The following is a 26,780-nucleotide window of genomic DNA, read 5'->3' on the forward strand; positions in this document are numbered from 1 at the left end:
CATGAACAGAAACACCCGTCGTAAACAACTAGTTGGAACGGTTGTCTCCACCAAAAACAGCAAAACGTTAGCTGTGGCGGTTGACACATACCAAATGCATCCGATTTATGGGAAACGTTTTAAAGTGACTAAGAAGTTTGCGGTTCACGACGAAAACGAAAGCGCCAAACTGGGCGACCAAGTTCAAATCGCTGAAACTCGTCCCTACTCTAAAACTAAAACTTTTCGCTTAGTCAAAATTTTGCAGCCAAGGGTAGGTGATCAGTAATGGTTCAAGAACTCAGTCGTGCTAAAGTGGCCGATAACACCGGCGCTAAGGAAGTTGGCATCATTCGCAACATCGGCGGATCGGTTAAAAAAACTTCTAACATTGGCGATGTGGTCGTTTGCTCGGTTAAAAAAGCGATTCCTAACGGCATGGTCAAGGAAGGGCAAGTCGTCAGAGGCGTGTTAGTTCGCACTAAGTACGGACTACGTCGCAAAGACGGCACCCACATTAAATTTGATGATAACGCGGTCGTAATTATCAAACCCGACAAAACTCCGCGTGGAACGCGTGTCTTTGGTCCAATTGCACGAGAACTGCGCGATCGAGGCTACGGCAAAATTATTTCGCTGGCCCCCGAGGTAATTTAGGAGAGTTATGAGAAAACTAAGAAAAAATGACCAGGTAATAGTTTTGAGTGGCAAACACAAGGGGACCCGCGGCACAATTATTTCGTTGGATTGAAAAAAAGGACGCGCCAAAGTTGAGAAAGTTAACGTAGTCAAGAAACACGCTAAACCTTCCCAAACTAACGCCGAAGGCGGAATTATTGAGTTTGAAGCTCGATTGACATTTCCAACATCGCTCTAGTTACTAAGGGCAAAGATGGTCAGTCAACTCGAGTGGGGTTTGAAATTCACAACCAAAAAAAGGTGCGCATTAGTAAACGGACCGGAAAGGAAATTTAGATGAACAATCTTCGTCAGCAGTACCACGAAAAAGTTAAACCGGATTTGCAAGCCCAGTTTAACTACAGTTCGCCGATGCAAATTCCCCGTTTATCCAAACTGGTTCTAAACATGGGCGTTGGTCACGAAATTGCTAACTCTAAAGCCGTTGATGAAGTGGTTGAGCAATTAACTTTAATTAGCGGCCAAAAACCGGTCTTAACTTTAGCTAAAAAATCACTCGCTTCTTGAAAACTTAGGGAAGGTATGCCAGTCGGGGCTAAAGTAACTTTGCGGGGCGATAAAATGTGAAACTTTTTACAGAAAATGATTGACATTGTCATTCCGCGGATTCGCGACTTCCGTGGTCTTAGCCCCCAGTCGTTTGACTCGCAAGGCAACTACGCTTTTGGAGTTAGCGAACAAATTATTTTCCCGGAAATTGATTTCGATAAAGTTCGCAAAATAAAAGGTTTAGACGTAATTATCGTCACAACCGCATCCGATCAAAAGGAAGCACTAGCGCTTTTAACTTTGCTCGGATTGCCTTTCAAGAAAGGTCGCTCCTAAGGAGGATGTATGGCACGAAAATCATTAATTGCTCGAAATAACCAACGAATTAAGCAAGTTGAAATCAATTACAACTTGCGGGCAGAACTTCGGGCGCTAGCTAAAAAAGGCGATAAAGACGCTCAACTAAGACTGAACAAAATGAGCCCTAACTCTTCCTACATCCGGATCCGTAATCGCGATGCTTTTGACGGAAGGCCACGGGGTTACATGCGTCGTTTTGGCGTTTCCCGGATTAAATTTCGCACCCTAGCTCACGAAGGCAAAGTGCCGGGCGTGAAGAAAGCGAGCTGATAGTATGTACGGAATCATAACTGACCCAATCGGTGACATGTTAATTCGAATTAAAAATGCCAACCAACGCAAACACAAAACCGTCGCGATTCCCTACTCCAAAATCAAACACCAAATCGTCACCATTTTACGCGACGAAGGTTTTATTACCGACTATGAATCACGTGGTGAAGGTGTCAGCAAGGAACTGGTCGTGGGACTTAAATACCGCGGTGACCAGCGGGTAATCGTGGGCGTAAAACGGATTTCTAAACCAGGGCTACGCGTTTACGCTGGCTACCACAAATTACCGCGCGTTTTGTCTGGCTACGGAACGGCGATCGTTTCAACCTCGCGGGGAATTGTAACCGATCGTCAAGCGCGAGAATGGAAAGTGGGCGGAGAAATTATCGCCTACGTTTGGTAGGAGGAAAATATGTCTAGAGTAGGAAACCGCATCTTAACTATTCCCGATCAAACCGAAGTATTGATTCGCGGAACCACAGTTGAAGTCAAAGGCAAATTAGGCGCGCTAACGTTAGATCATTCGCCGCTAATTGCCGTTAGCGTCAACCAAAATCTGCTCGTCACTAGCCGCGCCAACGAAGAAAAGTCAACCAAACAACTGCACGGAACAACTAACTCGCTAATTAAAAGCATGCTTGACGGTGTTAACCTTGGTTTTCGGAAAGAGATTGAAATTAAGGGTGTTGGATACCGTGCTAGCTTGCAAGGTTCGAAGTTAACGCTTAGCGTTGGTTACTCGCATCCGATCGTGCTTGACATTTTTCCTGATGTTAAAATTGAAGTTCCCAAGCCAAGCATTGTAATTGTGAGCGGAATTGATAAACAAAGAGTCGGGCAGATGGCGGCTATCATTCGCCAAGTGCGCCGTCCCAACCCGTACTCAGGTAAGGGAATCATGTACAAAGACGAAAAAAATTCGTCGTAAAGAAGGCAAGACTGCCAGCAAGTAGAGGTGTTTATGAAAACAACTAGTCGTAACTATTATCGCAAGCGGAAACACTTAAAAATCCGCCAAAAAATCCACGGCAGTGCCGAAGCGCCGCGTCTGAGCATTTTTAAATCTTTGCGCCACATTGAGGGACAACTAATTAACGATGATAAACGCCAAACGCTTGCCTACGCATCTACTCGCCAACTGAAACTCAAACACGGGGCAAACTTAGAAGGCGCTACCAAGGTTGGTCAAATTCTAGGTGAAAAAGTTGTTCAGCTCGGAGTTAAAAAAGTGGTATTTGACCGTTCAGGGTACATTTACCACGGTAAAGTCAAAGCTTTTGCCGATGCTGTCCGAGATAAAGGAGTAAAATTCTAACTATGTCAGAAACTAAGCCGCTTAAGCCAAAAACACCTTTATCTAGCGAGTCCAAAGATTTCCGGATTCCGACCGCTGGTCGCCGGCGTCCGACTCACGCTCAGCCCGCCGCTAAATCAGCGAGCAGTGACCGTCAACGCGGTCCACAACGTCGTTTTCGTTCCCGCATGAAAGACGACTCACTTGAATTTAGCGAAAAAGTCGTTGATATTTCCCGCGTCACCACCGTGGTTAAAGGTGGACGGCGTTTTAGTTTCTCAGCCGTCGTAGTCGTCGGAGATAAAAAAGGCAGCGTTGGATGGGGTCATGGCAAAGCTAACGAAGTACCCGACGCGATTAAAAAAGCAATTAAAGACGCTCGCAAAAGACAAGTTAAAGTTCCGATCATTGACAAACGAACAGTTCCCCACGTTCAAAGCGCCAAGTTTTTAGCTTCCAGGGTGATGGTTAAGCCGGCACCGCGCGGAAAAGGTATTGTCGCTTCGGGCGCAGTTCGCGCCGTGGTAGAGTTAGCTGGCTACAAAGACATTTACACGAAGAGTCTTGGTTCGCGTTCCAAAACTAACGCGATTAAAGCGACGATCAAAGCTCTTTCTGAACTTCGCACAGTCGAACAAATCGCCGAAATGCGCGGTCTTAACGTTAGCCATTTCAAACATAAAAAACAGGGAGGTGAAAAACATGCAACTGCACACACTCCAACCTAAAGAAGGCGCACGCCAACGAAAAATTCGCGTAGCCCGAGGTCACGCGGGTCGGCGTGGTAAACAAGCTGGCCGTGGTCAATCGGGTCAAAACAAGCGTGGTTCAACCAGGCCAGGTTTTGAGGGTGGTCAAAACCCGTGGTTTCGTCGCCTACCTAAACGCGGGTTTAAAAATGTTAACCACGTGGAATACCAAATTGTTTCGCTCACTAACCTGAGCAAGAAATTTCCGGTCGGGGCTGAGGTTGATCGTTCAGCTCTTAAAAAAGCTGGTCTAATTGCTTCAACCACTTTACCGGTCAAAGTTTTAGCCAACGGCAAACTGACTCACAAATTAAATTTAAAAATTAATGCGATCTCCAAAACTGCTCGCCAAGCGGTCGAAAAAGCTGGCGGCAAGGTTGAGGTGCTTTAGGGCATGAAACTAGCGCTGCAAAAGTCGGACGTTTTTTCGCGAACGGGTTTTTTAGTTTTCGCAGTTACTTTAAAAACAAAACTTTACTCAAGCGAATTCTTTACACGATTTTGTTAATTTCAATTTTCCGAATCGCGGCCACGATTACGATTCCGATCGTCAAAGTTAACCAAGACTTAGTTGAGAATTCAAACTCGCTGATTGGTATGCTTAATTTAATTGGCGGCGGCGCACTTTCGAACTTTTCGATTGTGGCGCTCGGTATTTCACCTTACATTACGGCTTCGATCATTATGACGTTGCTCCAGTCGGAGGCTTTTCCGGCTATTTACCGACTAGCCCACTCGGGACCGGTCGGTAAACGCAAAATAGCTTTTACGACCCGGATTTTAACCATTTGCTTTGCTATTGTCCAGGCCATGACAGTTATTCAACAGTTTCGCATTAGTCAGCACGTTGAGCTTTTGTCGCCGGCTGACAACGTATGGTACCAGTACCTAGTGATTCCTTTGATTCTTTTGGCGGGCTCCTTGTTTTCGCTTTTCTTGGGCGAGCAAATTACTTCCCGCGGAGCCGGTAACGGAATTTCGCTGATTATCTTCTCAGGTATCGCGGCCGACTTACCCGCTAAAATCCAACTTGCCTACAGCTACTTTGTTTCAACTAGCCAAGGCGGCTCTTTTGTTGGTGGCATGAATTTCATCGTCCACTTTAGCATTTTTGCCGGTTTAATTTTCATCGTTACTTTCTTTCACAAAGCTGAACGTCACATCCCAACCCAACAAACGGGCAGCGGTTTGACGCGCGATGTCAAACAAATGTCGCACTTACCGATGAAAGTTAACCCAGCGGGTGTCATGCCTGTCATCTTCGCGATGACCATCTTACTTTTGCCGCTAACAATCACTGGTTTTTTGCACCACCAAGATCCAGCTCGTCAGTGAATAGAAAATCATCTTCGTTTAACTGATCCGCTGGGACTGGGCATTTTCATTTTGATTATTTTTGTGTTTTCGATTGTTATGAGCCTAATCACTTTTAACCCTTACACGGTGACAGAGAACTTTAAAAAGAGCGGAACTTTCATTCCAGGCATTCGTCCTGGTCAAGAAACCGAAAAGTATTTAACGGGAATCGTGATGCGACTAAGCGTTTTTTCCGGTTTTTATTTGTCCATCATTTCCTCGGTTCCTTTCATTGAACAAATGCTTGGCATTCCCCAACCTTTTACAATTAGTGGTACTTCGCTAATCATTTTAGTTTCGGTTGCGATTGAAACGCTTGAGCACGTTCGAGCTCGTGACACGACCCAAACTATTTCCCGTGCTCGTGAGCAAGTGCTTAAAACCATCGACAGTGAGGATGGAAAATCGGGTGGTCTACTTTGATAGGTAATTTTATTTTTCTTGGACCCCCTGGGGTTGGAAAAGGGACTTTATCTAAACAGTTGGCTGCTCACTACAATTTAAAACACATTTCCTCGGGTGAAATTTTTCGCGAGGCTGTCAAAAGCGGTTCCAAGTTAGGACAAGCAATTAAGAATACGTTAGACAAAGGTGCTTACGTAGATGACAACTTGACTAACCAAGTCATTTACCAAGCGATTAAGTCTAGTCACAGTCGTGGTCAAGGTGTGATTTTAGACGGCTATCCTCGCACGCTTAACCAAGCGCATTTTCTAGAAAATGAGGGAATCAAGGTTGATCACGTGATTTGGTTAGATGCACCGATTGACGTAATTATTGAACGTCTAATTAAACGTGGTCGTGCTGACGACCACCCCGAGACAATTAGGCAGCGAATTGCAGTTTACCGCCAGCAAACTCAGCCCTTAGTTGATTATTACGAAGCTCATAAAACGGTACTTAAACTTGACACAAGCGGGAGCGAAGACGAGAATTTTGCGTCTTTGATCGCGAGGCTTGAGCGTGATTAGCATTAAGTCATCTCAAGAGATTGAGTTTATGCGCCGTTCGGGTGCAATTCTGGCCAAAGTTAAACGCGTTTTACGTGAAAAAATTAAGCCGGGCGTGAGCACCGAGCAGCTGGACAAACTGGCCAGCCAAATGATTACTAAACTAGGCGGTCAGCCGAGTTTTCTTGGATACCAAGGCTACCCTAAAACGATTTGCGCGTCCGTCAACGAGCAAATGATCCACGGTTTACCTACTTCTCGCTCCCTAGTTAGGGGTGACCTACTGAAAATTGACGTTGGCGTGAAATACCGAGGTTACCACACCGACAGCGCTTTTAGCGTTGAAGTTGGTCAAAGTAGTCCAGCGGCTCAAAAATTAATTGCCGTTGCTCAGGCGGCTTTTTGACGCGGAGTAGATGCGATTAAACCAGGTGCTCGGGTTGGTGACGTGGAACACGCGATCGGCTCTTACGTGCGCGGTCAAGGGTTAACTGTGCCAACTGATTACAGCGGTCACGGCATCGGAACTCAGCTTCACGAAGACCCTTCCATTTTTAACGACGGTCTAGCGGGACGCGGTCCGCTCCTACGCGATGGCATGACGATTTGCATCGAACCGATGATTTTGCAATCTAGTTCAGACGTCAAAGTTTTAGATGATGGTTGGACGGTCGTGGCGAGCGACGGAAAGTTAACGGCTCATTACGAAGAGACTATTTTAATTGAGAATGGCCAAGCGGTTATTTTGACACAAGAAGGGGGTGATGGAGATGGCTAAAGACGCAATTCGTGTTAAGGGCGTGGTCAAAGCGGCTCATTCAATGAGTGAGTACGAAGTGGAGCTTGAAAACGGAATAACGGTTCACGGGACAATTTCCGGAAAAATGCGCGTTCACCACATTCGGATCTTACCGGGAGATAAAGTTGAAATTGAACTATCGCCCTACGATTTAACCCGTGGTCGGATTACTTACCGACATTAGAAAAAAATCTAGTTTTTTATGATTAATGACTAGTTTTTATGATAGAATAAAACAGTTATTTAGGCATTTTTCCGCGCTTGAAACACGCTTGAAGATAGGAGTTGTTTCGTGAAAGTTCGTACGTCAGTTAAACCAATTTGTCAAAACTGCCGCGTTATTAACCGCCATAAGTCAGTGCGGATTATTTGCGTTAACCCTAAACACAAACAGCGCCAAGGGTAAAGGAGTCAAGAAGTACACTTATGGCTAGAATTGCTAACGTTGAAATACCAAACGATAAGAGAGTTGTCATTTCGCTGACCTATATTTACGGGATCGGCAAGTCGCTTTCAAAGCAAATTTTAAGTAAAACTCAAATTAGCGAAGATATTCGCGTCAAAGATTTAAGCGAAGACCAGCTCCAATCAATTCGCCAGGAAATCAAAAGTTATTTGATTGAGGGTGAACTACGCCGTGAAGTGGGCGCTAACGTTAAAAGACTCAAAGACATTAAAAATTACCGCGGTATCCGGCACCGGAAAGGACTGCCAGTTCGTGGTCAAGTGACTCAGAAGAACGCGCGAACTCGCAAAGGACCACGTAAAACTGTGGCCGGTAAGAAGGGCTAGTTAATGGCAACTAAAACTGCAAGCAAAACTAAAAAAACTAAGAAAAAACGCGCCACGATTGTTACTGGCATCGCCCACATTCACGCGACGCACAACAACACGATCATTAGTTTTAGCGATCCCAAGGGCGCTATCTTTGCTTGGTCATCGTCGGGGGCAATTGGTTACAAAGGTACTAAAAAGTCAACCCCTTACGCCGCTTCTTTAGCGGCTAATTCGGCGAGCGAAAAAGCCAAAGAGTTTGGTCTTAAAGAAGTGATAGTTAAGATTAAAGGCACCGGACCTGGTAAAGATGCGGCTCGGAAACAAATCGAAGTTTCTGGTATTAAGGTGATGAGCGTCAAAGACGTCACTCCGATTCCCCACAACGGAACTAGACCGCCTAAACGAGTTATCAAAAGACTCAGTGCGAGAAAGTAGGTTGAGATGAAAAAATTCGCCATTTTAAATTACAACGAAGTAGCCAAACGGAAAGTCAATAATTATGAGACAGCTTTTACGATTGAACCGCTTGAGCGCGGTTTTGCCAATACGATTGGTAACGCTGTTCGCAGAGTCTTGCTCTCCTCCATCACGGGCGTAGCGCCCTTTGCGGTCAAAATTCAAAATGTTCAACACGAGTTTGAAACTTTGCCTGGCGTGGAAGAAGACGTAGTCAAATTGATTTTGAACTTAAAAAAAGCCCGCTTTGTTTACAACCGCGAGTTGATTAGCCAAGGCGATGTTGTTCGGGTGACGCTTAAGAGCGACAAAGGTCAAATTACCGCTGGTGATTTACAAACACCTTCGGGATTAGACGTAGTTAACCCCAATTTACCGATCGCCAAAGTCACCAAAGCGGGAGCATTGAAATTAGAAATGTTTATTACCACGGTCGCGGTTACGTTTCTTTTGAGGAAAACAAGCAAGTTATTAAAATGCTCTCTAACAAAATTGAGTCCAAAATTCAACTCGGTTCACTAATTGCGATTGACTCTGATTTTTCTCCGGTTGAGAGAGTGTCTTTTGAAGTGACTGAACTTAACACCTCCTTTGCGATTGTCCAAGAGAGACTAGTTTTAAACGTTAAAACTGACGGTTCAGTTGAGGCCAAAGAAGCACTTGCTCAAGCGGCTAACATTTTGATGTCACACTAGAAGTGATGGCGCAAGTTTCAAACCTGGAACGCGAAACCGTTTTCATGTCTCACGAGGAAATTCAGAAAAAACCGGTGAACAAAACGATTCCAATTAGTCAACTTGAGTTATCGGTTCGTTCCTTTAATTCGCTCAAACGCGCTGGCTATAACACTTTGGAAGACTTGGCTAGTTTGACGGCTAAGGAATTAAGCGACATTCGTAACCTAGGCAAAAAGTCTGAGCAAGAGATTATTGCTAAGCTAGAGGAATTTGGCATTAACTTGGAGGACGGAGAGTAAGATGGCTAACCCAACCCAAGTCTTTCGCCGCGATACTACGTGAGAAAAAGGAGTCATGCGCAACTTGGCTAGTCAGTTGATTGCTCACGCCGCATTTTGACAACCGAATCACGAGCCAAAACATTAAGACGTTACGTTGACAAACTAATTACCCAAGCTAAAACAAACACGCTTGCTTCAAGACGTCGTGCCGAAGCTTTCCTAAGACCGATCGAAGTACAAGGTCAACCGATCGGGAAATACCTTTTTGAAAAAATTGGTCCTAAGTACCAAACTCGCAATGGCGGTTACAGCCGAATCATTAAGGCGCCCAGCCGGGTTGGCGATAACGCCAAAATGGCTTACATTGAATTAGTCTAAATTGATCACTGCGCTATTTATCAACTGCTCAGTTGTATATTTAATTACAGAGTTGTCTAGATTTTGAATGCTTATTAAAGAAAAGACGGTGAGATATGCGCAACAAACTTTTCGGTTTGCTGATGTTGGTGCCTTTTGTAAGTAGCACAGTTTTGTCTTGCGGTGGTACAAGTGGTTGGGAAGAGGATTTTGTTGATTACGCCAAACTCCGCGAAGATGCCCAAGACATGCAAGAGTTACTCAACAAAATTCCCGACAAGATTGCGACCAATTACAAAAGTACTTTACCAAGTTCAATTGGTCAAAAAGGTTTAATTGTTACTCAGGAAATGCTTGGCATTGAAGTGACCATTGAACACCCAACCATTAAACCCGAGTTCCAAATTACCCAAATTAGCAACAAAAAAGGCAAAATTTGGATCCGTCTACGACTTCATAAAAAGTGAATTCACCGCGAGAAGAGAATTGAAATTTATGACTATGACCGCAAAATTCAAATTGAAAATCCCTTCGTGATCGCCTTTATTGAGGAGTTAAAAACCAAGAAGACCAGCAAGACCAAGAGCATCCCATCGGAAGTCAGCGGCAGAGGAAAAACCACGTCCGATCAACTTGGTCTTAATCACATAGAAATTAACGAAAACTGGCACATCGAGTGAACCGTTTTAGGCTATGACGATCCGAAGGGATGCATCTTGCTTAAAATTAGTATCACTGTCAACGGAGAACTAGAGGGGCACCAACAGTTATCAATTTGTGGATACCGTAAAATGAATGTTTCCTCTGACGATTTTGAGTAGCGTTTAGGAAGACTCTTTTTTCTCACGCTCGCGAAGAAATTCGCGAGTTTTTTCGTACTGATCGCGGTCAATGATCTGGCGCTCATAAACTTCTTCGACAAGCGTTTTGTCGCTTTTAGGCATTGATAAGTAGAGAATTTGTCCGATCAGCGGCAAACAAAAACAAATCACTAGTCCTCACCAGCGACTGCGACCCCGCTCATTAGCTAGAGCCAGTCCAACTGCGCCCGAGGCCAGGCAAATCACCAGCGCTACAAAAATAAGTAAGACTATCGTGGTAATCGTCATTTTACTTGCTAACCATTTCGTAAAGCGTGCGAACCATTGGCGCTTGGGGCACTTCGTTAATTTGGGCTGTTCCTGCGATATCAAGGTGTAAAAATTCGCTGTCTTGAGCAAACTCTTTTAAAAAACATCGCGGCTGAACACGAGTTACCTTTATTAGGGGCTTTGTAGTCCACATTTTTTAGGTCAGCCACCAAAGATTGACGGATGTTTTTGGCGAAGTTTTTCGTGGAAAGGCATTCGTCAAACTAGTTCGTGGGCGTCTTGACTGGCGTAGTAAAGATCTTCCCAAACGCGGTCGCTGCTAGCTCAAGCTCCGGTGTAAGTATCTCCGAGCGAAATTAAAATCGCGCCTGTGAGCGTTGCGATATCAACTACTCGCGTCGCTTTAAGTTTTTCAATTGCGTAAGTGATTCCGTCCGCTAAAACTAGCCGACCTTCGGCATCAGTGTTATTTACTTCGACTGTCTTTCCGTTCATGGAAGTAAAGACTGAGTCGGCCGTGGAGGCAAAGGGCGAAATCATGTTGTCGGTGATCATCATTAATCCGGCTACGTTTGTTTTGGGTTTAAGCGTTGCGACGGCTTTCATAACTCCGGCCACTACGGCTGATCCTGACATGTCAAATTTCATGCCAAGCATGTTGAGAGAGGGCTTAAGGTTCATACTCCCGAGTCAAACATAATTCCTTTACCGACCAAAACCGTTTTAGTTTTTTTGCTACTTGGCGCGCCGTTGTACTCTAGAATCACTACCCGAGCATCAAAAGCCGATCCAGCGTTGACCGACAAAAGCAGACCCATTTTGAGTTTTTGGATTTGACTTTTATCAAGCACAGTGACTTTGACATTGGGGTGTTTTTGAAAGTCTTTTTTAATTCGGTTAGCTAAATCGGTTGAACGCATTACGTTAGGCGGCGTAATTTGTAAGTCGCGGGTGTAGTTAACTGCTTGGGACAAAATTTCCGCGTGTTGTGAACTTTTTTCTCTTTGACGTTAACTAGTTCAAGAGTTGGCTTGGCTTGAGTTTTTTGAGTTTTAAGCGAGAAGAGTTTGGCTCTGTCAAAGTTGTAAAGGTGGACAAAATTGTTGACTATTAATCTTTCACTGACGTTTGCTAGCAGTAAAAGACTCCACGTCAATTTGGTATTCCCGGGGCGCTTTTTTAATGATCTCGGCGGCACTTTTTTGAATATTTCCTCGTTGTAGGATTTGGCTTTACCAAGGTAAGCAAAAGCTACATTTTTGTTAATGTTTTCCGTGATAGATCCAACTTTAGCCGCGATGTACTTAGGCTGGTCTTTGTCGTAAAAAAAACCTTTTAAAAGCATAATTTTTGGGTTGCGTGTTTTTAATTGCATAATAATCAAACCTTCTCCGGTGTCTGACCCTAATTGTACCACCGAAAAGTTGTCTTATAATTTAGAAACCATGGCTAAAGTAATCACGCGTCCGCTGCTGAATCTTAAACACGAAACTATTTTGAAAAAAAAGTTTGCCGTCGAACTTTCGGGTTATAACGCTGGCGAAGTGGACGGGTTTTTAGACTTAGTCATCAAGGATTACCAACTTTATGACCAGCACATTGCTACGCTTCAGGATATAGTTTAGCGAAAAAGTGGCCTTAGTCAACGATAAGGATGAGCAACTTGACAAACTTAAAATTGAAAACGCCAACCTGAAAGAGCAGCTTGATTTTCTTTACAAAAACAGCACCAACCAAGTTCTTCACAAAAGACTTTCTAACTTGAAAAAGAACTCGGTAAATAGTCGGTTTAACCGCGACCGATAAGTGTTTTTAGCACCTAAATGCGGTATAATTTGGTTGGCACCAACTCAATCGCTGCCGCTGGTCAGGACGTATAAGACGTCTGGCTAGGTTATTTGTCTTACAGTGTAGTCTACAAATAGCAACTCGAACCTTTAAAGTCATCCTATTCTCCTATTAGTTTGGTTTAAATACAACAGTTGCATCTACATAACGAATAACTGATGCCAGCGCAAGACTCTTTGAGTCAGTTCTGATCAAGGTGGTAGAGGAAAGTCCGCGCTAGCACTGCCTGCGATGGCAGTAGTGTTCGTGTCAAACCCAATAAGTTTGAGCCCAGACGACTAGTGCCACAGAGACGAATCTATTAAGTTAGAGTGAAACGCGGTAAACTCCACGAGCTAGAAACTCAAATTAAGGTAGAGGAGTCCCCGAGCGGAAAATGAACTTGCTCAGGGAATGCGATGTTCAACAAACGCGCATAGATAAATGATTGAGCCTTCTTGTAAGGAACAGAACGCGGCTTACTTGGTGTCCAAATAACCCATCCGGGTTATTTTTATTTGGTAAGATTAATGGGACAACCAAGGAGACTCAGAAATGTGAGCTTGAATTGTACTGGGAAGTTTGCTCGGAACTGTGGTGGTTTTTCTGTTAATTAGTGCTTTGAAAGATAAGCGGAAAAATTACGTCGTTAAAAAAGAGACCGAAAAACACGAGGCATTAAAGGAACATGCTCGCCAACTGGTTGGTATTTGAGTGGAAATCGTTGACTGACACAACCAAAAATTGCTGGACCAGTTTGTCCCTTCAATCGGTAAAATTAGAATGAGCGAAATTCGTCACCGAGCTCGAACCGCTCTTGAACTGTTAACCGAAAAACAAGAGTTTCAAATTATGTCCGAGTCGGAAGCTAACCAGGATATGGTTCAAGCGTTTGAAAAGCTGCGCCGATCCAATTCCAACAACTGAACTAAAAATAACCGGGATGAATTAAAACTTTTTCCGCTCGGCTGCTGAGCAAGGAATTAACGCTCGTCAAAATCACCCGTTTTACTACCAAGCTCAGCGTGAAATCGAAGGAGTCTACCGTGAATCTACCTAACAAGTTAACTGTTTTTCGTTTAATTTTAGTTTTGCCTTTAATTGTTCTTTTTAGTCTGGCCTTAAGTTTGCCCAGCGAAAAAGCCACTTACCAATTACAAATGACTTACATGTATTCGGCCGGAGGAGTCTTCGCTTTAGCGATGATAACCGATTGACTCGATGGTTGAATTGCCCGCCGTCGCCAGGAAGTAACCACTTTTGGCAAAGTGTTTGACCCAATTGCCGATAAGTTAGTCGTGGTAGTCAGTTTAATTTTCTTGGCTTTGCTCAAGGTAACCCCTTTCTTTGTGCCGATTTTAGTGGTGATGCGCGACATTTGTGTGGACGGCACACGAATTTTGAAAGCTCACCGTCGCGGACAAGTGGCCGCTAACATGCTCGGAAAAATGAAGACTGTCTTACAATCAGTTGGAATTTTAGTGGTCGTTTTTGTCGCGCCTATTTTAAACTGAGGCTCTGGCAACCAGTTTGAATTTATCAAAGCTAGCTGACAACTTTGAATGATTAACGCAACACTTTTAGTTTCTTTGCTGCTGGCTTACGTGTCAGGTTTTTGGTACATTCATCAAAACCTTAAAACAAGCAAAGTAACACCGATGGAGCATGAAAACGCTTAAGTCTTTGAGTAAGCAAACTTTTTACATCCTTGATCCGCGCACTTTTAAGGATGGTAATCAAGATGCTACGGCGACCTAATCGGCTTGGCCGCCAAGTGGTTATTTTTCCATGCTAGGCATTGACGCTTTGGTCTTGCGAGGCGTTTGAAAAGACTTGCCTTTGTCAAAACAAACTTTCACGAGTTTAAAACCCGAAGTGGGAACGATTGGTCAGTTAGGCAAACTAATCCGTCTTTTTCAAGATAAAGGCATCAAGGTTTTGCTAGAAATTTCTTTGGCCGGAATTGATCCGCGCCACATTTTTTGTCGTCCTACTTCGGAGAGAACTGTCAAGGAGCAAGACCAACTTGCTCGCCACGGCCAACTGCCAACCCGGGAACAGTATTTGCTTGGCGACTTAACTACCGACGTAGTTTTAAATCAGCAACGTGAAAACTTTCTTAGCAACTTAACCCAGTTAATTAATTACTGGAATAAGCACGGTTTGGCCGGATTAGTTGTGAGCGACTTTGAACAACTTTTTGATTTTAAGAAAACCGCTATAATGGGCGAACAGACTAAAGCGGTTTTAAAACGAATTTACACGATTGTTAAAATGGTGAGCGATCAATTTTTGTGAATTGGCATGGCTCACATGCTCAGTCCTGAGCAAATCCGAACTCAAAATCCGTCTCACGATCCTCTTTTCGATTACTTAGGGACTTACGATTTTTCTTTGCTGGGCAAAGATCACGCGGTTAAAACCAAAGCGCCCAAAGTTAAATTCACACCTCATCAGTATGTTAAATTAGCTCGGAGCTACATAGATCATCGTCGCGGTCTCCACGCGCTTAGTTCGCATTTGGCAGGCAGAATCATTAGTCGCTGAGCAAGTGATTACGCTTACCATAGCGAGGCGGCAAGAGTTTGCTTTTTTTGCTCTTGCTTCACGCCGGATCAAGTCTAATTTACCAGGGTGACGAAATGGCTCAACCTAACCACTTTGCCCTTAACTCCCAAGACTTAAAATTAGTTAAACACGTTGAATTTCCGCGCACTTGGTTAACTAAGGAAAAGGAAAAAGAAGCCGAAACATTGCGTCAACTGCGCTATGCTCACCACGCTGTTCACGCTCACGGTTTAATGACTTGGGATGAAAAGCGAATTTAGCGGTTTTAGCAAAACTGCTCCGCGAATTGGTTATGTTTATCCGAGCAAAGAAGTTGTGAGCGTTAAAAAGCAGTTTCAAGATAAAAAATCGGTTTGGCACTTTTTCCGTAGTTTCAACGCCTACCTTAAAAACCAAACGATTGTATCTCTTAAGATTGCTTACCAAAGTAACGGACTAATTGTGTTTCGCGGACGCAGTAACAGGGGTCGTTTCATCGTGCTAGTTAACATCAGTCGTGAGCGTAAAGAGTGAGGCCATGGAACCGCAGAAAACATGGCACAGTCGTGTTTTCGAGTTATTCGCACCGAAACTACTCAGTCTGTCCAAAGCGACTGAACGCTTTTGAAAGCGTGCTTTACTTATTAAGTCAAGTACCAGTGAAGTGCCTGTTAGTCTTTAAAGTATAATTGGGACAAGGAAACTTTATGTTTGACAAACAGAAAAAAAGCCTTTTAAGCCAATTGAACCAGAGCTTTAAGTCCGGCTGATGAGTTAGAGCAAGCTAAAGAGCGTGCTCGTCTTGAAAGGGAAATTGCCGCTAAACTTAAACATGATTTAAAACGATTATGTTGATCATGAGAGCGATTTGCTTGAGCAGCATCGTAACTACTTTGACTGATGATGATTTAGCCAAAACTACCCAGGTTGATGTGGACGGGGTTGAAAATATTCAAGAATTCATTGAGAAGAATTTGGCGCCGGATTCTAAAAAATTAAAGAAGTAAGTTCAATTCAATAACAATTTGCTACTGTTTTTGAGGAAGCTTTTCTACTATTGCAAAGCAAGAAACCTTTTAGATCATTTTCACTCGTGCTTTCAATCATTTTTTATTCGTTTCTCTATCTTTCGGCGTGTAACCAAATTTTTCGCATATATCTTCAATTGTTCCACAAAAATCATCCAATTGTGGTTCATTGAAAATTGCCTTTTTCTCTTTATAGTCAAGTTCCACACTGTTTCAAACAGAGGATACATTTAATGGAGCTTTTGGCTCTGCATTTTCGTTTTTAACATTAAAGATTTTGTGTTCTGATTTGGTTATTCAACCAGCTCCGGCCTACTGACGCAAATCAGGATTTATGCATTTTTGCACTTGTAACATAAATTACGTAGAGTTTTCTTTTTGAGATAGAATTTACAAAACAAGATGCAAGGTATTCACATAAGTCTTTTTGTTGTTCTTGGGACTCTGGATTCTTGGTGTTTGGCGCTTGTGTACAAAATCTCATCTTTGGGAAAATTATTTCTAATCAGCATTTTATAAATTAGGTTGCAGTAAAACGCGTCTTCACCGGTATGACTTATTAAAATTTTTCTCTTTTTAACGTCAGCCTGAGGGTTTATGTTGAAGGTATTCCTGGCTATCCTTATTAAAAATCTCTTTCCATTTATTGATGAAGATCTCTTTTTTAACAGGTGACCTCAAGTCGTCAATATTAGACTCCTTGGATACATAACTGTTTAACTTTTCAAAAAAATGGTTTTCAAAACTCAAAAACTCTCTTTAACCTTTTTCTGCGTATTCTTCAATTTATTACGTTCGTTTTTATTTTTTTCTTCGTTTTTATGGTCAACGTAATTTTTCCGCATTTTTATTATTTTAGTCAGAATTTTGCGCGCTGTTTTCAAGGTTTCATCATATCTCTTATCTACAGATAAGTATCCAGTTTCTGTCGCTGGAAGCCATATCATCCAAATCACTGTCTTCAAGCAAATCTACATGCAGCTCGCCCACTACGTACGACTCTGTAACTGAGTTTTTTCCTATACTTGGCAAAATATTGAATGCTCCAATTTTTTTGTTTGAGTAAATAGAGATAAAGTTTGTCGGGAAAATCTAATATTTCTTTTTTGCGTCCTTTGGTTCCCTTGTAAGTACCTACCCATCCTTTTATTACTAGATCCTTGTTTACTTTTTCCCCATTCTTATTTACCAAATCTTTTAGGTGTACGATTATTTCTTTCTCGTTTAGTTCAAACTGACCCTTGCTTTCCTTAATTAGAAGTCTTTCCGCATATTTTTTAAATTCTTGCCCATAAGTTACTATCGTTGACAAGGAATTATCAACAGAGAATAAGCGAAGATTCTACCTCAATTTTTCATCGTTTTTGATAAGATGAATCTTAAAGTTGTCATCCATGAAAGGAAAAACTCTGGTTATATTTTTTGCGATAGTTGGTATCTTTGTTTCAAGGATGTGCTTAGGATTTTTCATCTCTATTGAAGTTCCGTGATCTTTTATAAATAAAAGTGAACATCTTCTTCGTTAATTGGTTCTAATTTGCGGGTTTCGTCCAACATTTTGGTTGAAAGGGTAAAACCTGATTTTTCGCCATTTTTTATCGTTTTAAGAGTGTAAGTATCCGACAAACCAAGCGCCGCTAGTTTTCCTATGCCTTTTCTACCCATTTTTTTTCTTCGTAATTTACTGGTTAATTCGTCAGATTGATTTTTTCTAGTTTCAATACCCACTTTTAAATACTTTTCAGCGATTTCTCCGTCCTTGTATGACATGCCGTTTCCGTCGTCTTCTATTGTCACTGAGTTCTTCTCTATCTTGATGTAGACGTTTTCAGCATCTGCATCTCACGCATTCGCTATTAACTCGCCCAGTATGAAGTACATGTTTTTGTACATTTGTGTCCCTATCAACTTAAGCATCTCCGGCCCTATCTCAATAACATATTCCCTTTTAGCAGTTTCTTTTTCACTCGTGATTTTCAAATTTTCCATTATTCTTCTCCTTCTCATTTGACTTACAAAAGTTTTCCAATTATTTTCCCTAAAGCCGGTGGTACAGCATTGCCAATGTGTTTGGCAATGTCGGTTTTTGATATTCCTTGGGTTATGCCAAAATCATAATCCTTGGGGAACGACTGAATTAGAGCGCCCTCTCTCAAGACAAAGCTCGATCTTGTTCGTAGTGACCGTATCTTCCAGTTCCGTAACGATTAAATTGGGTGGTTAACGTAGGAGCCGGTTTGTTAGGATCAATGCGGCCGTAAACTACAGAAAAGGTTTTGCCAGTGGCTTTTTTATAACAAGCGGGTAAAAGTCGCTCTGGTCAAATCTCTTCATGTCCCCCTGGCTTTGAAGCCCTAATTCTCTCAAGGTTGATATAAGACAAGTTTGATGCCGTGTGAAGCAGATCGTTTTTACATGTTTGACCAGCCTTAATCTCAGGAAGTCAACCAATCGCATTTTTTACCGTAACCCTTTTCGATAGTTCTTTTGGAAGTTGAATTTTCCCGATTTTTGAAGCAACAAACACAAAACGTTTTCTATTTGAGGTATCCGTACTTTGAGACATTGACTACGCGTGAAAAAGTTTCGTAGTTGTTAGCATCAAATCACTTTACGAACTTCTTCAGTGAGTGGTCAAAACGTATTTGAGGAACATTTTCCATCGTTACAAACTCTGGCTTTACCTCCTTTATAATCCGGAGCATCTCTAAGATAAGACATACTTGCTGTGTTTTCTTTTATCCACGTTTTTGTTCTGATGAGTAGAATAAGGTTGGCAAGGAGCACAACCTGCAATTAATTTGTAGGATTTGCTGGGAAAATGCTTTAGTAAATCTTTGCCCCTAACATTTTTTATGTCCTCACAAATGAATTTAGCCCCATTGTTTTTCTCAAACGCATACTTGCAAGTAGGGTCATTGTCTACGCCCACTCTGATGTCTATTCCTGCCTGTTTCAAACCATAAGTCAAACCGCCTATGCCGCAGAAGAGATCAACACCCACTATCTTTTTCACCAACTAATTATAATTACAAACTGATTAACCGGTGGCACGAACTATGAGTTTTAATGCGGGCAAAATGCGCCTAAATCTCATTGATCATTTAGTTAGTTGTTTATCAAAAAAATGTAATATAATTACATGGCATTAAACCTCCCTATTTTGGGGAAGAAAGTTGATTTATGCGCCAGACAACGATTGCTAAACCCAAAGAAGTCCACCGCAAGTGGTATTTAATTGACGCCCAAGATCAAACGCTTGGACGCCTAGCTACTTTCGTAGCCAGTTACTTGCGAGGCAAACACAAAGTTGACTTTACTCCTCACGTTGATATGGGTGATTGCATCATTGTTATTAACGCAGCCAAGGTTGGCCTTAGTCCCGAAAAGAAATCAAAAAACTTTATCACCGCCACTCGGGTTATCCTGGTGGACTAAAGACAATTAACGCTCGTGATTTAGAGCACGTCATCCGATTCGCTTAGTTGAAAAAGCAGTTCACGGGATGCTGCCTCACACTAAACTTGGTCGTAAGCAACGACTTAATCTTTACGTCTATCCCGACGAACAACACAAACACTGGGCTCAAAATCCCCAGCAAATTGAGGTTAAATAATGGAAGCAAAAACAAATTACCGTGGTCTTGGACGTCGCAAATCTTCAACTGCTCGTGTCTTACTGATGCTTGGTCAGGGTAAGTTTACTATTAACCAAAAACCAGTTAAAGAATACTTAAAGTCTCCGCTTCTAATCAAGACACTTTGCAACCTTTTACCCTAACTAACACTGAAAACCAATTTGATATTAAAGTTAATGTGAGCGGAGGAGGGCTAGCGGTCAAGCTGGGGCTATTCGTCTTGGCATTGCCGCGCTCTTTTAGAAGTTTCGCCCGACTACCGTACTCCGCTGAAAAAAGCCAAAATGGTAACTCGTGATCCACGTCGTAAAGAGCGGAAAAACCTGGTTTACGCAGTGCACGGCGTGCTCGCCAGTTCTCCAAACGTTAAAAGCACGTTACTTGCGGATGTAGCTCAGACGGTCAGAGCACAACGACTGATAATCGTGAGGTCGATGGTTCGATTCCATTCATTCGCACATATAACGCGCCAAGCCCGACCTAGCGTCGGGTTTTTTTGTTGCTATAATGGCCTTGCTTATCAAGGGAAAGGATAGTCGTGAAAAAAACTTTTAAACCGGTTAAGAAGGCTGTTATTCTAGCTGCCGGATGAGGGACCGCTTTTTACCTCTTACGAAAACGATTCACAAAGAATTAGTTCCAGTGCTCAATAAACCAATTATTCATTACCTAGCTCAAGAAGCCGCTTCTGCTGAATTGAGGAAGTAATTTTAGTCATTTCACCCCGCAAGTTAGACATCATTAAATATTTTACGCTTAACGATCCACTTGAATCCGAACTACGCGAAAAGGGTAAAGTGACTTTGCTCAAAAAAGTCGTTGAAACTAATCAGCTCGTTAAAGTGTCTATCGCGATCCAAAACAAACAACTCGGCATCGGTCACGCTATTTCGGTTGCTTACGACCTATTGCGCGATGAACCTTTTGCTGTCATTTTAGGCGACGACCTTTTTGTTTCTAAACGGCCAGCGATTGGGCAACTAATTGACGCTTATAACCAAACAGGTTCAACGATTATCGGGGTTCAAAATGTTAGCGCTGAAAAAGTTCATTTATACGGAGTAGTTAAGCCAACAGTTAACTCATCCAGAGAGGGCAATCTTTTCCAAATTTCAGGCGCAGTGGAAAACCTTCTCCCGAAAAAGCCCCCAGTCACTACGCGGTGATGGGCCGCTACGTTTTTACAACCCAAAGTGATGGAGATTCTGCTTGAACTCAAACGCGGTTGGCAAAGTAAGCGAGGAGAGTTGAACGTATTGACGCCCTTGATAAACTTCAGCAAGGCCACGAAAAAGTTTACGCTTTTGAGTTAGAGGGACAGCGCTACGACCTTGGGTCAATGGAAGGATTTGTCAAAGCTAACATCGATTTAGCGCTCAAAGATCCTGAAATTGGTCCGGCCATTAGCGATCACATTCGCACTAATGTCAAGAAAATCCTGGCCTCCTAGCCTCGGTCGCCACTTTCTAAGTCAGTTATAATTGCAATGTATGGGTAAGTACGACGCTAGTAGTCTCAAATCGCTTGAAGGCTTAGAGGCAGTTCGGAAACGACCTGGAATGTACATCGGCTCGACCGATAACCAGGGTTTGCACCACCTAGTTTGGGAAATGATTGATAACGGCATTGACGAGGTGCTGGCCAAATCTGCCGACAAAATCAAAGTTGTTCTCAAACAAGACGGGTCGATTATCGTGGAAGATAATGGTCGTGGGATACCAGTTTGATATTCACAAACCGTCTGGTAAATCGGGCGTTGAACTAGTTTTTAGCGAATTGCACGCCGGTGGCAAATTTGACGAAAAAGGTGCATACCGCACAGCTGGAGGTTTGCATGGCGTAGGAGCTTCGGTTGTTAACGCTCTTTCAACCAAAGTTATTGTCAGCGTTTTTCGCCAAGGTCACCACTACTTGACCACCTTTGAAAACACGCACATTAAGCAAAAAACTCACCAAGTCGAGACGACCCACAAGACGGGGACCCGCGTTCAGTTTTGACCGGATAAAAGCATTTTCCGTTCGGTTAAATTTGATTACGACCGGATTTGGGAGAAACTGCGCGAGTCAGCCTTTTTAACTGCTGGACTAACGGTTAAGCTTCGCTCGGAAATTGATGGTCGTCAAGACGAGTTAGTGTCACACCACGGCATCGCCGATTTTGTCCACTACATTGACGAATCAAAAAACAACCTCACTAAAGCGTTTGTGTTTAAAGGCGGTCAAGACCGAATTGAGGTGGAAATTGGCTTTCAGTACAACGCGATTACGCCGAGACAATCGTTTCGTTTGTCAACAACATTAAAACAACTGGTGGCGGAACGCACGAGCAAGGTTTCAAAGTCGCTTGAACCAAAGTGATTAACGAGTACGCTCGTCAGCAAAACCTAATCAAAGCCAAGGAATCTAACTTGGACGGGAGCGATATTCGCGAGGGATTGACGGCGGTAATTTCGCTTCGCGTTCCGGAAAAGATGCTTGAGTTTGTCGGCCAAACAAAGAGTCATTGCGCACGCCGGCCGCCAAAGGCGCCGTGGAAAGCGTGATTAACAATAAACTTGCTTTTTGACTCCAAGAACAAAAAGAAATTGGCTCACAAAATTATTCAAAAAATCACTCGTCGCTTCGCGAGCTCGTAAAGCAGCTCGTAAAGCTCGCGACGAAGCTCGCAGTGCCAAGAAGACGCTCCAGCAAACGCGGATCATTTCGGGCAAACTAACCCCTGCCAATCGAAAAACCCGCTTGAACGCGAACTTTTTTGGTTGAGGGTGATTCGGCTGGTGGCAGTGCCAAGTCGGCGCGCGATCACCGTCACCAAGCTATCTTACCTTTGCGAGGTAAAGTGATTAACTCTGAAAAAGCGCGTTTAGTGGACGTTTTAAAAAACGAAGAAATCGCGACTGTTATTAACACAATTGGCGCCGGAGTCGGGAAAGACTTTAGCATCAAAGATTGTCAGTACGGCAAAAGTGATCATTATGACCGACGCTGACACTGACGGAGCGCACATCCAAACTTTGCTCCTCACCTTCTTTTTCCGCTACATGCGACCACTGGTAGCGGCTGGCGGAGTTTACATCGCTTTAGCGCCGCTTTACCGCGTTGCCTGGAATGAAAAAGGTCAGAAAACTCACCGCTACGCTTGAACTGACCAAGAACTCTCGACGCTTTTAGATGAGCACCCTAACTCCGAGATTCAACGTTACAAAGGATTAGGAGAAATGAATCCCCACCAACTTTGGGAAACGACCATGGATCCATCAACCCGAACTTTAGTGAAAATTAAAATCGATAACGTGGCCAAGTTGAGCGCCAAGTTTCGGTTTTAATGGGCGACAAAGTTGAACCGCGCAAAAACTGAATTAACCGTCACGTCAAGTTTACGATGGAAGACGACTTTGCTAAGTCGAAAGGACGCCGTGTTTAATCCGCGCGACGAGCACATTCTCAACCAGAGTTTTGGACCGAATTTTGTCCGACCGCTTTGGCCGCTACTCTAAATACATTATCCAAGACCGAGCGTTGCCCGATGCTCGCGAGCGGTCTTAAACCAGTCCAACGTCGGATTCTTTACGCGATGTACAGTCTTGGTCTAACACCCGATAAAGCTTTTAAAAAGTCGCTCGCGTCGTCGGGGAAGTGATTGGTAAGTATCACCCGCACGGCGATAGTTCCATTTACGACGCGCTAGTTCGAATGGCGCAAGAGTGAAAAACCAACTTCCCACTGTTGAAATTCACGGTAACAAAGGTTCAATTGACGACGACCCGCCCGCTGCCATGCGTTACACCGAAGCGCGCTTAAGTCCTTTGGCGTTAGAAATGATGCGTAACATTGACAAAGAAACCGTTAAGTTTACGCCTAACTTTGATGACTCGGAAATTGAACCGACAGTTTTACCGGCCCTAGTTCCTAATTTACTAGTTAACGGCGCGCTGGGAATTGCCGCCGGTTACGCGACCGATATGCCTCCCCACAATTTAAAGGAAGTTTTGGAAGGGGTAATCGCTCGAATCCGCAATCCTCACCTCAGTTTGCGCGAACTTAACAAAATCATTAAAGGTCCGGATTTCCCAACCGGCGGAATTGTGCTTGGGAAATCGGGTATTCACGAAGCGTTTGAGCGAGGTTCGGGCAAAATCGCGCTGCGCGCTAAAACCAAATTAGCCCGCCTAACAGCAAACACCCCTACATTAAAATTACCGAGATCCCTTACGGGGTAGTCAAGTCGCGTCTAATTCGTCAAATTGACGAAATTCGTCTTGACACCAAGGTGGCCGGACTTAAAGAAGTGCGCGACGAAAGCGACCGCCATGGCATTCGGATTATGGTGGAATTAAACAAAGAGAGCGACCCGTCTAAAATTTTGGCTTACCTTTTTAGTAAAACTGACCTTCAAGTTTATTACCACTACAACAACGTTGTCATCGCTAACCGGGCTCCGGTTAAACTCGGCCTAATCGGTTTAAATTGACGCTTACCTAGTTCACCAGCGCGAAATACTGCTGCGCGCACTTGAGTACGATTTGGCTAAACACGAGCGCCGACTAGAAATCGTCAAAGGACTAGTTAAAGCGAGCCAAATAATTGACCAAATCATTCAGTTGATTAAGGAGGTTTCTGGCTCCAAGCAAGCCGTGATTGAAGCGCTAGTAGCCAAGCACCATTTTAGTCAACTGCAAGCTCAGGCGATCGCGAACTGCGTCTTTACCGCTTATCAAACACCGACCAGAGTTTGCTGAGCGAGGAGAAAAAAGAGTTAACTAAACTGATTCACCAAAAACAGGAGCTGATTAATTCCCGTCTAAGTTTGATGAGTATTTAATTAACCTACTGACCAAACTAAGCGAGCATTTTGGTCAAAAACGTAAAAGTCAAATTGAAACTCACATTGACACTACCAAAGTTGATTTAGAAGCGCTAGTTAAACACGAAGACGCTTACCTAGGAGTGACGCGCCAAGGTTACATCAAAAGAGTCGGCGTAGCCGAGTACGGAGCCGACCAGTTAATTGATTATCGTTTAAAAGAAAACGACACGCTAGTTTACTTTCATCAAGTTAACACGGCTGACAAACTGCTTGTGTTTACTAATTTGGGTCGCTACATTTTCTTACCGCTCCACAAAGTTGAAGCCTCTAAGTGGCAAGACTTTGGAAAACATATCAACGACTTTGCTCTAATTGATCCGCACGAAAAAGTCGTCGATGCGATCGCTGTCCACGATTTTAATCTCCACGCTTACATCGTTCTGGTCACCCGCCAGGGCAAAGGCAAAAGAGTTCGACTTAGCGATTTTCTAGTCACCCGTTACACCAGTCCGCTCCGGGCGATTAATTTGGAAAAAGATGACGAGTTAATTAACGCCCGACCTTCTAACGGTCACCACCAAGTCATCATCATCACGAAGGTCGGTCGGGCTGTGCGTTATGCTGAAACGCAGTTAACGATTTATTCTCCACGTTCAAGCGGAATTCGTGCCGTAGCGCTTAATCAAGATGACCAGGTGGCCAGTTTAGTGATCGGTAAAGGTACCGACGTGATCGGACTCGTTTCTAGTCGGGGTGGTTTAAACGAATTCGGATTAAAAGCATTGAACCGATGGGACGTAACACCAAAGGTAAGCCGATTTTTCTCATGCTTAAAAAAACTCCCCACTTAGTTTTAGACGCTAAAATCGTGCTGGCCAAAACGCTAATCTACGTAAGACGCGGAGAAGAAAAACGAATCATTGATTTTAAAGAGGCAGAAATTACCACTAGCCAAACTGGCTTCTCGCTCACTAAGTTCAAACATTTAGATGATGCTTCAATCATGCATTACAACCGTCTCCACCAAGGTTCGTGACTTTTTAGCGAATCGCAAAAAGATAGTTTTGAGGCTGACTTTGCTAAGGCTGAGGAAGATCTTGATAAAGCTAGCCAACTATCGATTGATGACATTTTAGACAGTCTTAAGTAGTTCAGATAGTTTCGCGCTTAGCTGGCTCGGTTATAATTACAAAATCTAATTGAAGAAGAGGTTTGTCCTTATGAATAAGCTTTGTCACTTTGTTGATACCCAAGATTTGTCGCGCCATGACATTTTGGCTCTGCTCAAACTTATGAAGTATTTCAAAGACGCTCGTTACAACGGAGCCGTCCCTGAACTACTTAAAAACCGCACTTTGGCGATGATTTTTGAAGAGCCCTCAACTCGCACTCGCGTCTCGTTTGAGGCTGCTATGACGCTTTTAGGCGGTCACGCTCAGTATTTAAAACCTGGTGAAATTCACCTGGGCGAACGCGAATCACTCTATGACACGGTCAAAGTGCTTTCCCGTATGTGCGACGGGATCTTTTGCCGAGCTCTTAAACACAGCACGATTTTGGAAATTGCCAAGTATAGCGACGTACCTGTTTTTAACGGTCTTTCTGATTACAACCACCCACGCAAGCAATTTGCGATTTATTCACGATGCTCGAACACGCAGACCCTAGCAAAACTAAAAACCTTTCTTTTGGTCAGTTAAAAGTTGTCTTTATCGGCGACCGCACGAATGTGTGCAGTTCTACTATGCACATTACGACTAGAATGGGAATGAACTTTGTTCACATTGCGCCCAAGAAATACCAGTCGCCCGCCGAGTGAATTAAAATCGCTGAGCAAAACATCACCCAAGCTAAGAGCGGCAGTGTTAAAGTGACCGACGATATGAACGAGGTTGCCGACGCTGACTTTGTTTACACCGACTTATGGTGGTGAGTAGACCAAGAAAGCGAAGCCGGAGAGCGCGTCAAGGCTTTTAAACCGACTTACCAAGTGACGCCGGCTGTTCTCAAAAAGCCGGCCCTCAAGCTCGTTTTATGCACTGTCTGCCCGCTTCGCGCGGCGTTGAAGTGTTAGACAGTGTGATGGACGGTCCTCAGTCGATTGTCTTTGACCAGTCGGAAAACCGTTTGACGGCTCAGTTAGCGCTTTTGGCTTACTACATCTATCCGCGTCTTGACCAGGCCGACCAGGCCGTGCGGGCTTACCACCGCGGCCTAATTGAGAATTACCTTAACGATCGCCACCGTCCTTGGAAACAGCGCTACACTTACAACCATGCCGTAAGCGAGCCGAGTCATGAACCAAAAACCCGTCAAAAAACTTAAAGTTAGCGACATCGTTCTTTTC

At 43.6% G+C, this 26,780-nt stretch carries 41 protein-coding genes, 1 tRNA gene, 1 other RNA gene and 8 pseudogenes; 44 read left to right on the forward strand and 7 right to left on the reverse strand.

The window, feature by feature from the left end; translation table 4 throughout:
* The first annotated feature begins 1 nt into the window (after position 1).
* The 22 genes and pseudogenes from rpsQ (at position 2) to CSH31_RS03590 (ending at position 10,317) form a co-directional block, all read left to right on the forward strand.
* A complete protein-coding gene (gene rpsQ / locus CSH31_RS03485) occupies positions 2 to 268 on the forward strand; it encodes a 30S ribosomal protein S17 (protein WP_127943008.1) in 267 nt (88 codons plus the stop codon).
* Positions 268 to 636, forward strand: a complete 369-nt coding sequence (gene rplN / locus CSH31_RS03490; protein ID WP_128008849.1) for a 50S ribosomal protein L14 — start codon at positions 268 to 270, stop codon at positions 634 to 636. Before rpsQ ends, rplN begins: the two co-directional genes overlap by 1 nt.
* Positions 637 to 643: 7 nt before the next feature.
* A pseudogene (gene rplX / locus CSH31_RS03495) lies at positions 644 to 954 on the forward strand (50S ribosomal protein L24).
* Positions 955 to 1,503 (forward strand): 50S ribosomal protein L5, encoded by a 549-nt coding sequence (gene rplE, locus CSH31_RS03500; RefSeq protein ID WP_127943011.1) that lies wholly within the window; start codon positions 955 to 957, stop codon positions 1,501 to 1,503. It abuts the pseudogene before it with no gap.
* A gap of 9 nt (positions 1,504 to 1,512) precedes the next feature.
* The gene (gene rpsN, locus CSH31_RS03505; protein WP_127943012.1) at positions 1,513 to 1,800 is read left to right on the forward strand and encodes a 30S ribosomal protein S14; all 288 of its coding nucleotides are present in this window, start codon (positions 1,513 to 1,515) and stop codon (positions 1,798 to 1,800) included.
* Between the two features lies 1 nt (position 1,801).
* Complete coding sequence (gene rpsH, locus CSH31_RS03510; protein WP_127943013.1) at positions 1,802 to 2,203, forward strand: 30S ribosomal protein S8; 402 nt, start codon at positions 1,802 to 1,804, stop codon at positions 2,201 to 2,203.
* Between the two features lie 9 nt (positions 2,204 to 2,212).
* Positions 2,213 to 2,753, forward strand: a pseudogene (rplF, locus tag CSH31_RS03515) (50S ribosomal protein L6).
* 8 nt (positions 2,754 to 2,761) lie between these two features.
* Positions 2,762 to 3,115: a 50S ribosomal protein L18 gene (rplR, locus tag CSH31_RS03520; protein ID WP_127943015.1), complete on the forward strand. Its 354-nt coding sequence runs from the start codon at positions 2,762 to 2,764 to the stop codon at positions 3,113 to 3,115.
* 185 nt (positions 3,116 to 3,300) lie between these two features.
* Positions 3,301 to 3,822: pseudogene (gene rpsE, locus CSH31_RS03525) on the forward strand (30S ribosomal protein S5); the annotation flags it as partial.
* The gene (rplO, locus tag CSH31_RS03530) at positions 3,797 to 4,234 is read left to right on the forward strand and encodes a 50S ribosomal protein L15 (protein ID WP_128008850.1); all 438 of its coding nucleotides are present in this window, start codon (positions 3,797 to 3,799) and stop codon (positions 4,232 to 4,234) included. The pseudogene rpsE and the gene rplO, both read left to right, overlap by 26 nt.
* Before the next feature lie 95 nt (positions 4,235 to 4,329).
* Positions 4,330 to 5,625, forward strand: a complete 1,296-nt coding sequence (gene secY, locus CSH31_RS03535) for a preprotein translocase subunit SecY (protein ID WP_345775200.1) — start codon at positions 4,330 to 4,332, stop codon at positions 5,623 to 5,625.
* On the forward strand, positions 5,619 to 6,170 hold the full coding sequence (locus tag CSH31_RS03540; protein ID WP_161565547.1) for a nucleoside monophosphate kinase: 552 nt from the start codon (positions 5,619 to 5,621) through the stop codon (positions 6,168 to 6,170). Before secY ends, CSH31_RS03540 begins: the two co-directional genes overlap by 7 nt.
* Positions 6,163 to 6,927, forward strand: coding sequence for a type I methionyl aminopeptidase (gene map, locus CSH31_RS03545; protein ID WP_201736479.1), 765 nt, complete (start codon positions 6,163 to 6,165; stop codon positions 6,925 to 6,927). The genes CSH31_RS03540 and map overlap by 8 nt, the downstream gene beginning before the upstream one ends.
* A complete protein-coding gene (gene infA, locus CSH31_RS03550) occupies positions 6,920 to 7,132 on the forward strand; it encodes a translation initiation factor IF-1 (RefSeq protein ID WP_127943020.1) in 213 nt (70 codons plus the stop codon). The genes map and infA overlap by 8 nt, the downstream gene beginning before the upstream one ends.
* A 108-nt stretch (positions 7,133 to 7,240) precedes the next feature.
* The gene (gene rpmJ / locus CSH31_RS03555) at positions 7,241 to 7,354 is read left to right on the forward strand and encodes a 50S ribosomal protein L36 (protein ID WP_127943021.1); all 114 of its coding nucleotides are present in this window, start codon (positions 7,241 to 7,243) and stop codon (positions 7,352 to 7,354) included.
* A 20-nt stretch (positions 7,355 to 7,374) separates the two neighbouring features.
* Positions 7,375 to 7,740, forward strand: coding sequence for a 30S ribosomal protein S13 (rpsM, locus tag CSH31_RS03560; RefSeq protein ID WP_127943022.1), 366 nt, complete (start codon positions 7,375 to 7,377; stop codon positions 7,738 to 7,740).
* 3 nt (positions 7,741 to 7,743) lie between these two features.
* The gene (rpsK, locus tag CSH31_RS03565; protein ID WP_127943023.1) at positions 7,744 to 8,160 is read left to right on the forward strand and encodes a 30S ribosomal protein S11; all 417 of its coding nucleotides are present in this window, start codon (positions 7,744 to 7,746) and stop codon (positions 8,158 to 8,160) included.
* A 6-nt stretch (positions 8,161 to 8,166) separates the two neighbouring features.
* Entirely contained in the window at positions 8,167 to 8,703 is a 537-nt protein-coding gene (locus tag CSH31_RS03570) for a hypothetical protein (RefSeq protein ID WP_128008852.1), read from the forward strand.
* Positions 8,658 to 8,876 carry a hypothetical protein gene (locus CSH31_RS03575; protein WP_128008853.1) on the forward strand — a complete coding sequence of 73 codons (219 nt, stop codon included), beginning with the start codon at positions 8,658 to 8,660 and terminating at the stop codon, positions 8,874 to 8,876. Before CSH31_RS03570 ends, CSH31_RS03575 begins: the two co-directional genes overlap by 46 nt.
* A gap of 5 nt (positions 8,877 to 8,881) precedes the next feature.
* Positions 8,882 to 9,157 carry a DNA-directed RNA polymerase subunit alpha C-terminal domain-containing protein gene (locus tag CSH31_RS03580; protein ID WP_128008854.1) on the forward strand — a complete coding sequence of 92 codons (276 nt, stop codon included), beginning with the start codon at positions 8,882 to 8,884 and terminating at the stop codon, positions 9,155 to 9,157.
* Position 9,158: 1 nt separating this feature from the next.
* A pseudogene (gene rplQ, locus CSH31_RS03585) lies at positions 9,159 to 9,517 on the forward strand (50S ribosomal protein L17).
* Between the two features lie 95 nt (positions 9,518 to 9,612).
* Positions 9,613 to 10,317 carry a lipoprotein 17-related variable surface protein gene (locus CSH31_RS03590; protein WP_127943026.1) on the forward strand — a complete coding sequence of 235 codons (705 nt, stop codon included), beginning with the start codon at positions 9,613 to 9,615 and terminating at the stop codon, positions 10,315 to 10,317.
* A 3-nt stretch (positions 10,318 to 10,320) separates the two neighbouring features.
* Here CSH31_RS03590 and CSH31_RS03595 read toward each other — a convergent pair whose 3' ends face one another.
* The 4 genes from CSH31_RS03595 to CSH31_RS04705 form a co-directional block, all read right to left on the reverse strand.
* A complete protein-coding gene (locus tag CSH31_RS03595; protein ID WP_127943027.1) occupies positions 10,321 to 10,605 on the reverse strand; it encodes a hypothetical protein in 285 nt (94 codons plus the stop codon).
* 153 nt (positions 10,606 to 10,758) lie between these two features.
* A complete protein-coding gene (locus CSH31_RS04695) occupies positions 10,759 to 11,223 on the reverse strand; it encodes a leucyl aminopeptidase family protein (protein WP_236630708.1) in 465 nt (154 codons plus the stop codon).
* Positions 11,205 to 11,561, reverse strand: coding sequence for a leucyl aminopeptidase family protein (locus CSH31_RS04700; protein WP_236630709.1), 357 nt, complete (start codon positions 11,559 to 11,561; stop codon positions 11,205 to 11,207). The genes CSH31_RS04695 and CSH31_RS04700 overlap by 19 nt, the downstream gene beginning before the upstream one ends.
* Positions 11,507 to 12,004 (reverse strand): hypothetical protein, encoded by a 498-nt coding sequence (locus CSH31_RS04705; RefSeq protein WP_236630710.1) that lies wholly within the window; start codon positions 12,002 to 12,004, stop codon positions 11,507 to 11,509. Before CSH31_RS04705 ends, CSH31_RS04700 begins: the two co-directional genes overlap by 55 nt.
* A 28-nt stretch (positions 12,005 to 12,032) precedes the next feature.
* Between CSH31_RS04705 and CSH31_RS03605 the strand changes: the two genes are divergently transcribed.
* The 9 genes from CSH31_RS03605 to CSH31_RS04435 all read left to right on the forward strand — a co-directional run bounded on the left by CSH31_RS03605 (position 12,033) and on the right by CSH31_RS04435 (position 15,968).
* Positions 12,033 to 12,212, forward strand: coding sequence for a DivIVA domain-containing protein (locus CSH31_RS03605; RefSeq protein ID WP_128008855.1), 180 nt, complete (start codon positions 12,033 to 12,035; stop codon positions 12,210 to 12,212).
* A gap of 7 nt (positions 12,213 to 12,219) precedes the next feature.
* Positions 12,220 to 12,393: a hypothetical protein gene (locus CSH31_RS04430; RefSeq protein WP_161565720.1), complete on the forward strand. Its 174-nt coding sequence runs from the start codon at positions 12,220 to 12,222 to the stop codon at positions 12,391 to 12,393.
* Positions 12,394 to 12,593: 200 nt separating this feature from the next.
* Positions 12,594 to 12,901, forward strand: an RNA gene (gene rnpB / locus CSH31_RS03610) — RNase P RNA component class B.
* A gap of 68 nt (positions 12,902 to 12,969) precedes the next feature.
* Positions 12,970 to 13,401 (forward strand): hypothetical protein, encoded by a 432-nt coding sequence (locus CSH31_RS03615; protein ID WP_128008856.1) that lies wholly within the window; start codon positions 12,970 to 12,972, stop codon positions 13,399 to 13,401.
* A gap of 59 nt (positions 13,402 to 13,460) precedes the next feature.
* Positions 13,461 to 14,093 carry a CDP-diacylglycerol--glycerol-3-phosphate 3-phosphatidyltransferase gene (pgsA, locus tag CSH31_RS03620; protein WP_127943031.1) on the forward strand — a complete coding sequence of 211 codons (633 nt, stop codon included), beginning with the start codon at positions 13,461 to 13,463 and terminating at the stop codon, positions 14,091 to 14,093.
* Positions 14,094 to 14,202: 109 nt separating this feature from the next.
* Positions 14,203 to 15,039: a hypothetical protein gene (locus CSH31_RS03625; RefSeq protein WP_128008857.1), complete on the forward strand. Its 837-nt coding sequence runs from the start codon at positions 14,203 to 14,205 to the stop codon at positions 15,037 to 15,039.
* A complete protein-coding gene (locus CSH31_RS03630; protein ID WP_161565721.1) occupies positions 15,009 to 15,242 on the forward strand; it encodes a hypothetical protein in 234 nt (77 codons plus the stop codon). Before CSH31_RS03625 ends, CSH31_RS03630 begins: the two co-directional genes overlap by 31 nt.
* Positions 15,226 to 15,609 carry a hypothetical protein gene (locus tag CSH31_RS03635; protein ID WP_128008859.1) on the forward strand — a complete coding sequence of 128 codons (384 nt, stop codon included), beginning with the start codon at positions 15,226 to 15,228 and terminating at the stop codon, positions 15,607 to 15,609. Before CSH31_RS03630 ends, CSH31_RS03635 begins: the two co-directional genes overlap by 17 nt.
* A gap of 200 nt (positions 15,610 to 15,809) precedes the next feature.
* A complete protein-coding gene (locus CSH31_RS04435) occupies positions 15,810 to 15,968 on the forward strand; it encodes a hypothetical protein (protein ID WP_161565722.1) in 159 nt (52 codons plus the stop codon).
* A gap of 1,515 nt (positions 15,969 to 17,483) precedes the next feature.
* On the opposite strand, the gene CSH31_RS03645 is transcribed toward CSH31_RS04435, so the two are convergent.
* The 3 genes from CSH31_RS03645 to CSH31_RS03665 form a co-directional block, all read right to left on the reverse strand.
* Entirely contained in the window at positions 17,484 to 17,978 is a 495-nt protein-coding gene (locus CSH31_RS03645; RefSeq protein WP_161565723.1) for an ATP-binding protein, read from the reverse strand.
* 148 nt (positions 17,979 to 18,126) lie between these two features.
* Complete coding sequence (locus CSH31_RS03655) at positions 18,127 to 18,516, reverse strand: DNA cytosine methyltransferase (protein WP_128008862.1); 390 nt, start codon at positions 18,514 to 18,516, stop codon at positions 18,127 to 18,129.
* Positions 18,517 to 18,696: 180 nt separating this feature from the next.
* Positions 18,697 to 19,005 carry a DNA cytosine methyltransferase gene (locus CSH31_RS03665; RefSeq protein WP_161565725.1) on the reverse strand — a complete coding sequence of 103 codons (309 nt, stop codon included), beginning with the start codon at positions 19,003 to 19,005 and terminating at the stop codon, positions 18,697 to 18,699.
* A 167-nt stretch (positions 19,006 to 19,172) separates the two neighbouring features.
* Here CSH31_RS03665 and rplM point away from each other — a divergent pair.
* From rplM to CSH31_RS04720, 13 genes and pseudogenes are all read left to right on the forward strand, one after another.
* Positions 19,173 to 19,605 (forward strand): annotated as a pseudogene (rplM, locus tag CSH31_RS03670) (50S ribosomal protein L13).
* Positions 19,605 to 19,996 (forward strand): annotated as a pseudogene (rpsI, locus tag CSH31_RS03675) (30S ribosomal protein S9). The pseudogenes rplM and rpsI overlap by 1 nt, the downstream one beginning before the upstream one ends.
* Before the next feature lie 13 nt (positions 19,997 to 20,009).
* Positions 20,010 to 20,084 (forward strand) — tRNA-Ile (locus CSH31_RS03680).
* Between the two features lie 130 nt (positions 20,085 to 20,214).
* Entirely contained in the window at positions 20,215 to 20,334 is a 120-nt protein-coding gene (locus CSH31_RS05065; RefSeq protein WP_345775185.1) for a sugar phosphate nucleotidyltransferase, read from the forward strand.
* A gap of 89 nt (positions 20,335 to 20,423) precedes the next feature.
* Positions 20,424 to 20,939, forward strand: coding sequence for a sugar phosphate nucleotidyltransferase (locus tag CSH31_RS03685; RefSeq protein ID WP_345775186.1), 516 nt, complete (start codon positions 20,424 to 20,426; stop codon positions 20,937 to 20,939).
* Between the two features lie 177 nt (positions 20,940 to 21,116).
* Positions 21,117 to 23,050: pseudogene (locus CSH31_RS03690) on the forward strand (DNA gyrase subunit B).
* A gap of 280 nt (positions 23,051 to 23,330) precedes the next feature.
* Positions 23,331 to 23,846, forward strand: coding sequence for a DNA gyrase subunit A (locus CSH31_RS05070; RefSeq protein WP_161565726.1), 516 nt, complete (start codon positions 23,331 to 23,333; stop codon positions 23,844 to 23,846).
* A 14-nt stretch (positions 23,847 to 23,860) separates the two neighbouring features.
* Positions 23,861 to 24,157: a DNA gyrase subunit A gene (locus tag CSH31_RS05075; protein WP_345775201.1), complete on the forward strand. Its 297-nt coding sequence runs from the start codon at positions 23,861 to 23,863 to the stop codon at positions 24,155 to 24,157.
* Complete coding sequence (locus tag CSH31_RS05080) at positions 24,150 to 24,386, forward strand: hypothetical protein (RefSeq protein ID WP_345775187.1); 237 nt, start codon at positions 24,150 to 24,152, stop codon at positions 24,384 to 24,386. The genes CSH31_RS05075 and CSH31_RS05080 overlap by 8 nt, the downstream gene beginning before the upstream one ends.
* 187 nt (positions 24,387 to 24,573) lie before the next feature.
* Positions 24,574 to 25,284, forward strand: coding sequence for a DNA gyrase C-terminal beta-propeller domain-containing protein (locus CSH31_RS03715; RefSeq protein ID WP_128008869.1), 711 nt, complete (start codon positions 24,574 to 24,576; stop codon positions 25,282 to 25,284).
* Entirely contained in the window at positions 25,260 to 25,583 is a 324-nt protein-coding gene (locus CSH31_RS03720; protein WP_128008870.1) for a hypothetical protein, read from the forward strand. Before CSH31_RS03715 ends, CSH31_RS03720 begins: the two co-directional genes overlap by 25 nt.
* Before the next feature lie 70 nt (positions 25,584 to 25,653).
* Positions 25,654 to 26,133 (forward strand): hypothetical protein, encoded by a 480-nt coding sequence (locus CSH31_RS04715; protein ID WP_236630711.1) that lies wholly within the window; start codon positions 25,654 to 25,656, stop codon positions 26,131 to 26,133.
* 44 nt (positions 26,134 to 26,177) lie between these two features.
* A pseudogene (locus CSH31_RS04720) lies at positions 26,178 to 26,758 on the forward strand (hypothetical protein).
* Positions 26,759 to 26,780 lie beyond the last annotated feature (22 nt).

This window comes from Mycoplasma sp. ATU-Cv-508 (genome assembly GCF_004011945.1).
Taxonomy (GTDB): domain Bacteria; phylum Bacillota_I; class Bacilli_A; order Mycoplasmatales; family Metamycoplasmataceae; genus RYZV01.